Raw genomic sequence first — 10787 nt, forward strand, 5'->3', positions numbered from 1 at the left:
GGGGTACGGCGTGCAGCCGGGCGAGAGCCGATCCGGCCCCCGTCATGGTGCCGGCGGCGGCCGTCTCCAGGTCCGGTCCGTTCCTGAGCATGAGGCCGGCGAGGGCGACGGCCTGGGTGGTGCGGAACGTCACGGCGCCGGGCTCGGCGTGTTCGGGGAGGACGAGCGCAACCGGTTCCCGCGACGCCGCCCGCAGCGGCGCGAGCAGGGCCGGGTCCGGTACGCGCAGCGCGTCGTGGCGGTCCGGGCCAGGGCGGCGCGTCCACAGGTAGCCGCCCGCGCCGTCGCGGCCGATCGTGGTGTGCAGGTAGCCGGTGCCGAAGGAGTGCGCGGCGCCGCTCATGCGCCCGCCTCCGCCCGGAGCTTCTCCACCCGTTCGATCAGGGCGGACAGCGGCGCGGCCGCCAGCGCGTCCCGTTCCCTGGTGTGGGTGCTCATGGTCGGTACGGGCTCGGCGACCGCCACGTTGGGGCGGGACGCCAGCGCGTCCAGGTTGCCCCGGTAGGCGTGGGAGCGGTCGGCGCCGGGCGGCAGCGCGGGAGCGATCCCGATGAACGCGGCGGTGCACTGCAGGGCCAGCAGCATCGGGGTGTCGGCCAGGCCGCCGGCGAACCGGCTCACGAAGTGGTACGTCGCCGGGTAGACCAGGACGGTGTCCGGCCAGCTCGCGTACTCCACGTGCGGCGAGCCCGGCTCCGGGGCGTCCGGCCACACGTCGAGCGGGACGTTCTTGCCGACGATGGCGGCGACCGACTGCCGGGTGACGAACCGTTCGGCGCTTCTGGTCAGCACCACCCGCACGTCGAGCCGCGGGTAGCCGTGCCTGAGCCAGTTGAGCCAGTACGGCAGGAAGGCGGCGCCGAGTGAGCCGGTGGCGAGCACCAGCAGGCGTTCGGCGGAGAAGGCGGGGACGCCGCTCAGCTCACGCATCAGGCGTCGGCCATCGCGTGGAGGATCTGCTCGGCGTCGGCCAGCGCGGCCTTGAACCCCTCGGTCCGCAGGACGCCGGCCGGGTTGAGGACGATCTCGTCGACGCCCGCCGCGCTGTAGGCGCGCAGCCGCTCGGCGACCTCCCCGGGCGTGCCGTACACGTAGACCCCGGCGTCCACGAGGGCGGCGGCGCCGGCGCGCGGGTCGTCGGGACAGGCGGGCACCCCGGCCCGCCTGAGCATGTCGGTGTAGTGCGGGGCGGCCAGGTGCATCCCGGCTCCGGCCATCGCGAGCTGGTACGGGTCGCGGCCGGAGTTCGCCACGGCGACGTGGACCACGGCGGCCACCCGTGGCGCCCGGCCGCGTCCCGCGGCGCCCTCGGCGAGGGCGGGCACGAGCGTGTCGCGGAGGTAGCCGGGCGGCGTCATCCAGGTGATGGCCACGTCGGCGACCTCGCCGGCCTTGCGCGCCATGCCGGGGCGCAGCACGCCCAGGCCCACTTCGACGGGCGCGTGCTTCATCGGCGGCAGCCCGCCGCCGGTGGCGACGCACGCCTCGCAGGCGTGCCCGGAGATCCGGCCGTCGAGGATGGCGCGCGTCGCCCCGGCGTATCCGGCGGCGGCGCTCGCGGGCCGCTCGTACGGCGCGCCGCGCAGCGCCTCGACCAGGTCGGGGGTGGCGGCGCCGTACCCGGCGACCACCGGCCTGCCGGTGAGCACGGCCAGGCTGCGGGCCTGCGCGGCCGCCTCCATCGGATGCCGCAGCGGCATGAGCGTCACGGCCAGCCCGGACGCCACCTTGACGCCCCGGCCCGCCAGGTAGGCGATCGTCTGATGGGACTCGGCCATCACGGACTGCCCCAGCCAGAGCCGGCCGGCCAGGCCGCCGGCGACCAGTTCCCCGAACGGCACGACGACGTCGGGGTGCGGGGGCTGGAGCGGGAACAGCAGTGCGGGAGTCATGCGCCTCTCCTCGAAGGGGGTGTGGCGGCGCCGCCGGTCGGGACGCCGCCACGTCGTTCAGGTCAGCAGCCGCCCTGGATGGTCAGCGTGCAGATGCTGAGGATCCAGTCCACCGTCGGCGGCAGGGCCGCCTGGGTCTCGGCTCCGGGGACCGCCGCCACCTCGGCGAGCGAGGTGTAGGCGTCGGCGCCCTCCATGAGGAGCTCCGTGGACATGTGTTCACCCCCTTCCCAGCCTCTGTCGCGAGGGCCGGGATCAGCAGCCGGACTGGATGGTGTAGGCGATGCTGCACAGCGGGCTGGTCAGCCAGCTGTTCGGCGGGAAGGCCTCCAGGCCGTCGCCGCCGGGGACCGTCGCGACCTCGGCGAGCGAGGTGTAGGCGTCGGCGCCTTCCATCAGGAGCTCGGTGGACATGGTGTTCACCCCCTTTCCTGGATCTTGTGGGATCCGGGCCCGGTCGCGGGTCCGGAGGTCTCGAAGGGGAGCGGCGGGGAGGCGAGGTTGCGGTACGGGGCGTCCGGCGTGATGCCGGCGGCCCGCAGTTCCTCGTCGACCGCCTGCTCCAGGTCGCCGCCGTGCTCGGCGTGGGCGAGCAGCCCGGCGGCGACGGCGTGTGAGCGGTGCTCGCCGAAGCTCAGCCCGCGCATGCCGGGCCGGGGGTCGTGCGGCTCCCAGGCCCAGCCGAGGCCGGGGCCGAGCGGGGCGACGTACGCCGACAGGTCCGGGCGCAGGCCGCCGGCCGCCGTGGCGGCCCGGGCGATCTCCGGTACGGCGTGCCACGAGCGCGGCCCCAGGTAGACGACGATGCTGTCGCGGCGGGGATAGTGGCCCCGGATGGACAGCACCTTGGCCCGGTAGGGCAGGCCCAGGTCCTCCAGCCGCGCGAGGACCGCGCCCCACAGGCCGGGGGCCGCGTCGGGCCGCTCCGCCCCGGCGTAGACCCGTACGCAGGCGCCTTCGTCCAGGCCGTGCCCCGCCGAGCCGTTGACCAGGAGGAATCCGGGTGACAGGGCCGGCATGACCGACGGCAGGGTCACCCAGCGGGTCTTCCCGGCCTCGCCGGTGACGGCGGCGTCCGGCCTCTGCCCGGTCTCGCCGCCGACGGCGGTCTCGGGCTCCGGGACGAGCACGCGCACGCCGCCGAGGCGGACCACGTGCGGAGCGCCGGGCTCCACCGGGGCCAGGACGCGGGTGCCCGAGTGCGGGACCGTGGCCCGCAGCACCTGCTCGAACGCGGGGTCACTGGGCGGCCTGCGCGGCAGGTCCTCCTTGGGCGTCGCACCGGTGTGGAGGGCCTCGTACAGCGCGTCGGCGAGCGCCTTGCGCAGCGCCTTCGGGCCGGAGGCGGTCACCTCCCGGCCGTCCACGGTGGCCGACGTCAGGTCCGCGGCGACGCGCACGCGGCCGAGGTGCTGCCTCATCGTCCGTCTCCCAGTCCCAGAATGGTGATGAACCCGGCGGGGTCGAGCAGGAGCCTGCGTCCCACGCCGGCGGCGGCGCGTTCCAGCGGTGACAGCCGCGCCCGCCGGTGCCCGGCGACGATCAGCCGGTCGATCAGGTGCCAGCCGGCGAAGGCCGCCGCCCTGGCGGGCAGCTCCCGGTCGGCGCGCGCCGCCGGGCGGGCCTGGAGGTAGCCCGACCAGAAGGACTCGACGTACGGACGCAGGGCCTCGAAGCGACGGGCGCCGTTGGCGACGACCTCACGGTCGCTGACCGCGTCGGCGCTGCCGGCCATGCCGAGGACGCCCCGGTAGAGCCATTCGCCGGCGAAGGCGCCCACGTCGCGCGCGGCGTCGGCCTGCCGGGTCTCCTCCCAGTCGGTCAGGTACAGCACGCCGTCGTGGTGCAGGAACTGGTCGAGCCGGAGGTCGCCGTGCGCCAGGACGCGAGGGCTGTCCCGCTCCCACCGGCACAGGTCGTTGATCGCCTCGGTGATGGCGGCGTCGCTGTGCAGGAGCGCCCACGCCTCCAGCTCCGCTCCGCTGGACGCCTCGTACGCGCTCAGCGTCAGGGCCGACAACCGGCCGAGCGGCGGCAGGGAGGGCGGCGAGACGTCCTCGGCCACCTCCCGCGGGGCGGGGAGGGTGTGCAGCGTGCCGACCTGGACGCCGGCCGAGTGGGCCAGCTCCCAGCTGAAGCCGTCCTCGGAGGCGAGGTCGGCGCCGCTGCGCGCGTCCTGCAGCAGCGTGAAGGCGACGAGGCCGGTGGCCGCGTCGGCGCCCAGGAGGCGCGGCGTGTTGATCACCGGGTGCCCGTCGAGCAGGGCTCCCATCGCCCCGGTCCGTGTCACCCGGAGGCGGACCGGCTCCGGCTCGCCGAGGGTCTTCTTGACGAAGACGGCGACGCCGGCGTCCGTCACCCCCGCCCAGCTGTCGTTGCGGCCGAAGAAGGCGGTGACGTCCTCCTGCCGCAGCGCGCCCAGGCCCAGTTCCCCGAGGAACCGCGTGACCTCGGGAACGTCGTCGAGCGGCACCGGGTCCAGCGTCAGCCGCTCCCGCTTGGTGTGCATGGGTTCCGTCTCCCCCGTCGTGTGAACGGACTTCCGCGATCAGCCAGAAAATGTGAGTCGGGCTCTTGTTCTGCCGGCTGCGACGACGAGCATGGAAGCGGCGACTTGCGGCGTACTTGGAACGCGCTGCAGCCCCCGGTCGAGGGCCTGATCCGGATCAAGGACGCGACATTTCCGCAGGTCAGCACCTCTCGCGTCGGCCCGGTCGAGATGCAGCCACTTCCAAGCGCGCCACAAGTACGGCCGCCCATGCTGGCGGCCGTTGTGTCGGCGGCGAAGGGAAAGCAATGAGCAGCCTCACCGGGCCCACGAGCGTGACCTGGGACATCACCTATGCCTGTCCCCTGCGTTGCACGCACTGCTACTCCGAGTCGGGCAGGCGGCCCTCCCGGCAGCTCGGCCACGACGAGATGCTGCGCGTCGCCGACGCGATCGTCGCGCTCGGCCCGGAGTCGGTGGAGTTCGCCGGCGGCGAGCCCCTGCTCGTCAGAGGGATCTTCGAGGTGGCCGGGCGGCTCAAGTCGGCCGGGATCACCGTCAACCTCTACACGGGCGGCTGGACCCTCACCCGGCCGATGGCCGAGGCCGCGACCGAGGTCTTCTCCCGCATCACCGTCAGCGTCGACGGCGCCACCGCCGAGGTCCACGACAGGATCCGCGGCCGGGCCGGCTCCTACGAGCGGGCCATGCGGGCGCTGACGCTCCTGGAGGAGCTCGCCCCGGCCCGCGAGGTCACCTTCGGCATCGACTGCGTGGCGATGCGCGGCAACCTTCACCAGCTCGACGAGTTCTGCGCCGCCGTGGCCCCCCGGTTCCCGAGCCTGGGCTTCCTCATCTTCGGCGCAGTGATCCCGTCGGGGCTGGCCAGCAGGCCCGGTTTCGAGGACGAACTGCTCACGCAGGACGAGCTGCGCACGCTGACGGACCCGGAGTACGTCGCCCGGCTGCGCGCGCTCGCCCCGCCCACCGTGCAGGTCATGACGACCGACAACTTCATGCTGCAGATGAACCCCGGCTTCATCGAGCGGTACGGGTTCCCGATGGCGCAGGTGGAACCCGACGGGGAGATGCGCGCCATGCCGATCTACGAGGGGACGGTGGGCAGCCTCCTGGAGGAGGACCCCATGGTGCTGTGGGAGCGCGCCATCGCGCGCTGGCGCGACCCGTTCGTCGTCGAGACGCTGTCGTCGATCCGCTGCATGCGTGACTGGGCCGAGGCGACCAGGCGCATCGACCTGCACTTCGGCTCCGGCGAGGTGGCCGACCGCATCCGGCGCCGCCCCGCCTACCTCGCCGTCGCACCGGCATGAGCGAGGCGAGCGGCTCCTGGCGCACGTTGTTCGGGTACGTCCGGCCGTACCGCGGCCTGCTGGCACTCGGCGGAGCGCTCACCCTCATCAGCTCACTGACCGGGCTCGCGATGCCGCTGCTGGCCAAGACGGTCGTCGACGCGTTCGGCGCGCAGCGTCCGCTGACCGGCCCGCTGCTCGCCCTGACCGTGACCGTGCTCGTCGGCGGCGCGCTCGTCGGCGCGCTGGGCAGGTACGTGCTGGAACGCATGGGCGAGGGCATCGTCTACTCCGCCCGCGTCCGGCTGGTCGACCGGATGCTCCGGCTGCGGGTCTCCGAGGTGGACCGGCTCCGGCCCGGCGACCTGCTCGCCCGCGTCACCTCCGACACCACGCTGCTGCGCGTGGTGTTCACCAGCGGGCTCGTCGAGTCGATCAGCGCGGCGTTCATGCTGGCGGGCGCGCTGGTGATGATGGCGGTCCTGGACGGCTTCCTGCTGCTGGTCACCCTGGCCGTGCTCGTCCTCGTCGGCGGGCTGGTCGGCCTGCTGATGCCGCGCATCAAGAACGCCTCCGAGCAGGCGCAGGCGTCGGTGGGCGAGATGGGCGCCGTCCTGGACCGCGTGCTGCAGGCCTTCCGCACGGTGAAATCCTCGGGCGCCGAAGGCCGGGAGATCACCGCCGTGGCCGCCGCCGCCCGCCGCGCCCGTGACCGCGGCGTGGCCGTCGCCTGGTGGACGTCGCTCGCGGGCACCGCCTCGTGGGGCGCCGCCCAGCTCACCTTCGTCGCCGTGCTCGGCGTCGGCGGTGCCCGCGTCGCCTCCGGCGCCCTGACCGTGTCGTCGCTGGTGGCCTTCCTGCTCTACCTGTTCTACCTCGTCGCGCCGATCGCCCAGCTGATCCAGGGCGCCACCCACGTGCAGGGCGGCCTGGCGGCGGCCGCGCGGATCCGGCAGATCGAGTCCCTGCCGGGCGAAGAGCCCGCGGACGGCTTCTCCGGCCGGGTGGACGCCGCCCCGGCCGGCGTCACGTTCGAGGGGGTCGTCTTCCGCTACGGCGACGACCGCCCCGCCGTGCACCGCGACGTCTCCTTCACCGCCCCGGCAGGCGGCATGACGGCGCTGGTCGGCCCGTCCGGCGCGGGCAAGTCCACCGTGTTCGCCCTGCTGGAGAGGTTCTACGAGCGGCAGGCCGGGCGGATCGCCGTCGACGGCCGCGACATCGGGCACTGGCCGCTGGCCGAACTGCGCGCCGCCATCGGCTACGTGGAGCAGGACGCGCCGGTGCTGGACGGCACCCTCCGGGAGAACCTGCTGCTGGCGGCCCCGCACGCCCGCGAGGCCGACCTGCGGCGCGCGCTCCGGCTGACGCGCCTGGAGGACCTCGTCACCCGGCTGCCCGCGGGGCTCGACAGCATGGTCGGCCACCGCGGCGTCATGCTGTCGGGCGGCGAGCGGCAGCGGGTCGCCATCGCCAGGGCGCTGCTGCGCCGGCCCCGGCTGCTCCTGCTGGACGAGGCCACCTCGCAGCTCGACGCGGTCAACGAACTGCTGCTGCGCGAGGTGATCGCCGAGGTGGCCGCGGAGACGACCGTGCTCGTCATCGCGCACCGGCTGTCCACCGTGGCGGGCGCCGACCTGATCGTCGTGATGGAGGACGGGCGGGTCAGGGCCACCGGCACACACGCCGGCCTGCTCCATGGCGACGCGCTCTACCGAGAGCTCGCCACCACCCAGCTCCTCACCCGACCGGCCTGACCCCCGCCCCCCGGCGGCGCCGCGCTCAGGCGTTCGCGGTGAACGCGGCGGCGTGGTCCCGGGCGAAGTCGGCGATGTCGCGCGGGGGGCGGCCGAGGAGTCCGGCGACGGCGTCCGTGGTGAAGTCGCCCCAGCCGGTGACGTACGCCTGCGCGTACTCCTCCAGCATGTCGACGATCCACTCAGGGACGCCGTGGCCGAGCAGCGTCTTGCGCTTGGCGTCGTCGCTGACCGGCAGGTACGTGACCTTCCTGCCGAGAGCCTCGCTCAGGTGGCCCGCCACCTCGTCGAACGTCACCGAGCGCGGTCCGGTGAGCGTGTACGTCCGGCCGTGGTGGCGGTCGGGGTCGTCGAGGAGCACCCGGGCGGCGCACTCGGCGATGTCGCGGGCGTCGATCATGCCCACCCGGGCCCGGCCGGCGTTGAGCGAGAACGTGCCGGTCGCGGCGACGTCGCCCGCCTCGTTCAGGAGGTTCTGCATGAACCAGTGCGGTCGCAGGATCGTCCAGAGCATGCCGCACCGTTCGAGCTCGGCGTCGGACAGGGCGTGCAGCCTGCCGCTGCGCGTCGGCGCGTCGTACGCCGAGCCGACGGCGGACAGGCGCACGACGCGTTCCGCCCCGGCCTGGCGGGCGGCCCACAGGACGTTCATGCTGTTCTCCGGCGCGCGGGGGCCGTTCGGGGGAAGCAGCCACACGTCCCGCACGCCGTCGAAGGCGGGGGCCAGTGATCGGGGGTCGCCGAGGTCGCCGACGAAGACCTCGGCCCCCTGCTCGCGCAGCGCGCCGGCTCTGGACTCGTCGCGGACGAGGACGCGCAGGTTGACCTCGGCCTCGCGCAGGGCGTTCATCAGCAGGGTGGACACCGTTCCGGTGGCCCCGGTGATCATTATGGTTCGGGACATGTTCCTTACTCCTTTTGCAGGTACGGATCAGTCGGACGAGCCGACGGGCGCCGGCTCGTGGCGGGAGGGCCGGGGCGGCGTGCCCGCGGCCCGGGTGAGGACGCGTTCCAGGACCCAGAGCGCGACGGTTCCGGCCGCGAGGATCGCGCCCAGGACGCACACGCCGGTCCAGCCGCCCCACGCCCAGGCCACCGACGTCAGCGCGGAGCCCACGGCGCCGCCGACGAAGAACGAGGTCATGAAGGCGGAGTTGATCCGGTTGCGGGCCTCGGGCCGGAGCGCGTAGACGACGTTCTGGCTGCTGTTGAGCACGCCCTGGTGCGCCAGGTCCAGCGCGATCACGCCGACGAGCAGCCAGACCAGGGAGTGCGCCCCGGCGCTGATGGCCGCCCACGACGCCAGCAGCAGGACCGTGCCCGCCCCGCTCACGAGCTGGACGTGGCCGCGGTCGGCCAGCCGCCCGGCCACCGTGGCGGTCAGCGCGCCGGCCGCGCCGACCAGGCCGAAGAGGCCGATGGCCGACTCCGACCAGTCGTAGGGGGCGCCGGCCAGCAGGAACGTCAGCGCCGTCCACAGCACGCTGAACGAGGCCAGGCTCAGGGCGGCGAGGGCGGCCCGCCACCGCAGCAGCGGCTCGTACCGGAACATCGCCACGGTGGAGCGCAGCAGGGCCAGGTAGGACAGGCGTCCGCCGTCGCCGCCGAGCCGGGGCAGGCGCACCCGCAGCAGCACGGCCATCAGCGCCATCAGGACGGCGTGCACCCAGTAGACCGTTCGCCAGCCGCCCAGGTCCGACAGCGCTCCGGACGCGGTGCGGGCCAGCAGCAGACCGAGCATCAGCCCGGTCATCACGGTGCCGACGACCCGGCCGCGCTCGGCCGGGTCCGCGAGCGTCGCCGCGAACGGCACCACGACCTGCGCGCCGACCGAGGTCAGTCCGGTCAGGGCGGTGCTGATCAGCAGCATCGTGCCGTCGGCCGCGGTGGCCGACACCAGCAGGAACAGCGCGGTGGCCGCGTAGAGCGCCACGGCCAGCCGCCGCCGCTCCACCAGGTCGCCGAGCGGCACCAGCAGGATCAGTCCCAGGGCGTATCCGGCCTGCGCGGCCGTCACCATGAGCGCCGCCGCGGACGGGCTCAGCCCCAGCTCCCGGCCGAGCACGTCGAGCAGCGGCTGGGCGAAGTAGTTGCCCGCGACGGCCAGCCCCGTCGCCGCCGACATGAGCAGCAGGAGCCCGCTGGACAGGCCGCCACCGGTACGGGTCGTCGTCGTCATGCGGTCCAGCATCGACGATGAGCGATCAATGAGTCCAACGCATGTTTGTCATGTCAACGATCGTGCTTCACGATTGATGGATGGAGCTTCAGCAGATGCGCTACGTCGTCGCGGTCGCGGAGACGAGGAACTTCACCCGTGCCGCCGAGCAGTGCCTGGTCGTCCAGTCGGCGCTGAGTCACCAGATCGCCCGGCTGGAGCGCGAGCTGGGCGCCAGGCTCTTCGACCGCACCAGCCGCCGGGTCCGGCTGACCCCGGCGGGCGAGGCGTTCCTCCCTGCGGCCCGCCAGGCCCTCGACGCCGCCGAGCGGGCCCGGGCCGAGGTGGCGGCCGCCGCCGGCGAGATCCGGGGCCGGCTGGCCATCGGCGCCATCCCCACCGTGACGGCGGTCGACCTCCCGGTCGCGCTGCGCCGCTTCCACCTGCGTCACCGCGCGGTACGGATCACCCTGCGGTCAGGCGCGAGCGAGGAGATGATCGAACGGGTCCGGCAGGGCATGATGGACCTCGCCTTCCTGGGGCTTCCCCTGGACGCGCGGCCCAAGGGCGTCCGTGGCCGCGAACTGGCCCGCGGCGCCCTGGTCGCCGTGGTGCCGCCCGGCCATCCCCTGGCCGCGGAGGACGGCGTCGAGCTGGGCGACCTGGCGGACGAGCCCTTCGTCGACTTCCCGGCGGGCAGCGCCGGGCGAGTCCAGTCGGACGAGGCCTTCGCCGCGGCCGGGGTGCGCCGCGAGGTCGCCTTCGAGGTGTCGACCCCGGACTTCATGGCGCGCCTGATCCGGCAGGGCCTGGGGATCGGCATGCTCCCCGAGGCGTTCGTGCCGGCCTTCCCCGACCTTCCCGTGGTCCGCCTCAGCGACGCCCCGGCCCGCGCCGAGCACCTGATCTGGAGCCGCCTGCGCCCCTCCCCCGCCGCCGCGGCCTTCCTGACCATGATCGGGATTCCGGCCGAGGACCTCTGATACCGGCGTGTCACGGCAAAGGAATTGACGAGACCGGCCCGCTGTGTCATTCTGATGGCGGCACCGAGGTTGACGCTAAAAGTAAGTGTGGACATTGGTTTCCCATTTACGTTAAGCTGCTTGCTCGCGCTGCCCTTCACCGCCCCGGTCTTCGCCGGGGCGTTCGGCATGCGCGCAGTCCGATTCCATTCCGTGCCCT

11 protein-coding genes and 1 pseudogene are annotated in these 10787 nt (G+C 74.0%); 3 read left to right on the forward strand and 9 right to left on the reverse strand.

Annotated features, from left to right (window positions below):
* The 7 genes and pseudogenes from OUY22_RS33025 to lxmK form a co-directional block, all read right to left on the reverse strand.
* Positions 1–343, reverse strand: a pseudogene (locus OUY22_RS33025) (hypothetical protein); the annotation flags it as partial.
* Positions 340–930, reverse strand: coding sequence for a flavoprotein (locus tag OUY22_RS33030; protein WP_270159196.1), 591 nt, complete (start codon positions 928–930; stop codon positions 340–342). The pseudogene OUY22_RS33025 and the gene OUY22_RS33030, both read right to left, overlap by 4 nt.
* Positions 930–1892: an LLM class flavin-dependent oxidoreductase gene (locus tag OUY22_RS33035; protein WP_270159197.1), complete on the reverse strand. Its 963-nt coding sequence runs from the start codon at positions 1890–1892 to the stop codon at positions 930–932. Before OUY22_RS33035 ends, OUY22_RS33030 begins: the two co-directional genes overlap by 1 nt.
* 62 nt (positions 1893–1954) lie before the next feature.
* Entirely contained in the window at positions 1955–2107 is a 153-nt protein-coding gene (locus tag OUY22_RS33040; protein WP_270159198.1) for an LxmA leader domain family RiPP, read from the reverse strand.
* A 40-nt stretch (positions 2108–2147) separates the two neighbouring features.
* On the reverse strand, positions 2148–2306 hold the full coding sequence (locus tag OUY22_RS33045) for a hypothetical protein (RefSeq protein ID WP_270159199.1): 159 nt from the start codon (positions 2304–2306) through the stop codon (positions 2148–2150).
* Between the two features lie 5 nt (positions 2307–2311).
* Positions 2312–3313 (reverse strand): T3SS effector HopA1 family protein, encoded by a 1002-nt coding sequence (locus OUY22_RS33050; RefSeq protein ID WP_270159200.1) that lies wholly within the window; start codon positions 3311–3313, stop codon positions 2312–2314.
* On the reverse strand, positions 3310–4401 hold the full coding sequence (lxmK, locus tag OUY22_RS33055; protein WP_270159201.1) for a class V lanthionine synthetase subunit LxmK: 1092 nt from the start codon (positions 4399–4401) through the stop codon (positions 3310–3312). Before lxmK ends, OUY22_RS33050 begins: the two co-directional genes overlap by 4 nt.
* A 287-nt stretch (positions 4402–4688) precedes the next feature.
* Here lxmK and OUY22_RS33060 point away from each other — a divergent pair, with 287 nt between their 5' ends.
* Positions 4689–5711, forward strand: a complete 1023-nt coding sequence (locus tag OUY22_RS33060; protein WP_270159202.1) for a radical SAM protein — start codon at positions 4689–4691, stop codon at positions 5709–5711.
* A complete protein-coding gene (locus OUY22_RS33065) occupies positions 5708–7447 on the forward strand; it encodes an ABC transporter ATP-binding protein (RefSeq protein WP_270159203.1) in 1740 nt (579 codons plus the stop codon). The genes OUY22_RS33060 and OUY22_RS33065 overlap by 4 nt, the downstream gene beginning before the upstream one ends.
* Before the next feature lie 25 nt (positions 7448–7472).
* Here the strand turns inward: OUY22_RS33065 and OUY22_RS33070 are convergent, their stop codons facing one another.
* Together OUY22_RS33070 and OUY22_RS33075 are read right to left on the reverse strand one after the other, a co-directional pair.
* On the reverse strand, positions 7473–8351 hold the full coding sequence (locus tag OUY22_RS33070) for an SDR family oxidoreductase (RefSeq protein ID WP_270159204.1): 879 nt from the start codon (positions 8349–8351) through the stop codon (positions 7473–7475).
* Positions 8352–8378: 27 nt separating this feature from the next.
* Positions 8379–9626 (reverse strand): MFS transporter, encoded by a 1248-nt coding sequence (locus OUY22_RS33075; protein ID WP_270159205.1) that lies wholly within the window; start codon positions 9624–9626, stop codon positions 8379–8381.
* Between the two features lie 80 nt (positions 9627–9706).
* Here OUY22_RS33075 and OUY22_RS33080 point away from each other — a divergent pair, with 80 nt between their 5' ends.
* A complete protein-coding gene (locus OUY22_RS33080) occupies positions 9707–10588 on the forward strand; it encodes a LysR family transcriptional regulator (protein ID WP_270159206.1) in 882 nt (293 codons plus the stop codon).
* The last annotated feature ends 199 nt before the right edge of the window (positions 10589–10787 follow it).

Source organism: Nonomuraea corallina (assembly GCF_027620315.1).
GTDB classification, from domain to species: domain Bacteria; phylum Actinomycetota; class Actinomycetes; order Streptosporangiales; family Streptosporangiaceae; genus Nonomuraea; species Nonomuraea corallina.

Bases quoted from the DNA above. Each gene is read 5' to 3' on its own strand.
- OUY22_RS33065 (WP_270159203.1), top strand. From the start codon at position 5,708: ATGAGCGAGGCGAGCGGCTCCTGGCGCACGTTGTTCGGGTACGTCCGG.
- OUY22_RS33030 (WP_270159196.1), bottom strand. From the start codon at position 930: ATGCGTGAGCTGAGCGGCGTCCCCGCCTTCTCCGCCGAACGCCTGCTG.
- OUY22_RS33040 (WP_270159198.1), bottom strand. From the start codon at position 2,107: ATGTCCACGGAGCTCCTCATGGAGGGCGCCGACGCCTACACCTCGCTC.
- OUY22_RS33035 (WP_270159197.1), bottom strand. From the start codon at position 1,892: ATGACTCCCGCACTGCTGTTCCCGCTCCAGCCCCCGCACCCCGACGTC.
- OUY22_RS33050 (WP_270159200.1), bottom strand. From the start codon at position 3,313: ATGAGGCAGCACCTCGGCCGCGTGCGCGTCGCCGCGGACCTGACGTCG.
- lxmK (WP_270159201.1), bottom strand. From the start codon at position 4,401: ATGCACACCAAGCGGGAGCGGCTGACGCTGGACCCGGTGCCGCTCGAC.
- OUY22_RS33070 (WP_270159204.1), bottom strand. From the start codon at position 8,351: ATGTCCCGAACCATAATGATCACCGGGGCCACCGGAACGGTGTCCACC.
- OUY22_RS33045 (WP_270159199.1), bottom strand. From the start codon at position 2,306: ATGTCCACCGAGCTCCTGATGGAAGGCGCCGACGCCTACACCTCGCTC.
- OUY22_RS33080 (WP_270159206.1), top strand. From the start codon at position 9,707: ATGGAGCTTCAGCAGATGCGCTACGTCGTCGCGGTCGCGGAGACGAGG.
- OUY22_RS33060 (WP_270159202.1), top strand. From the start codon at position 4,689: ATGAGCAGCCTCACCGGGCCCACGAGCGTGACCTGGGACATCACCTAT.
- OUY22_RS33075 (WP_270159205.1), bottom strand. From the start codon at position 9,626: ATGACGACGACGACCCGTACCGGTGGCGGCCTGTCCAGCGGGCTCCTG.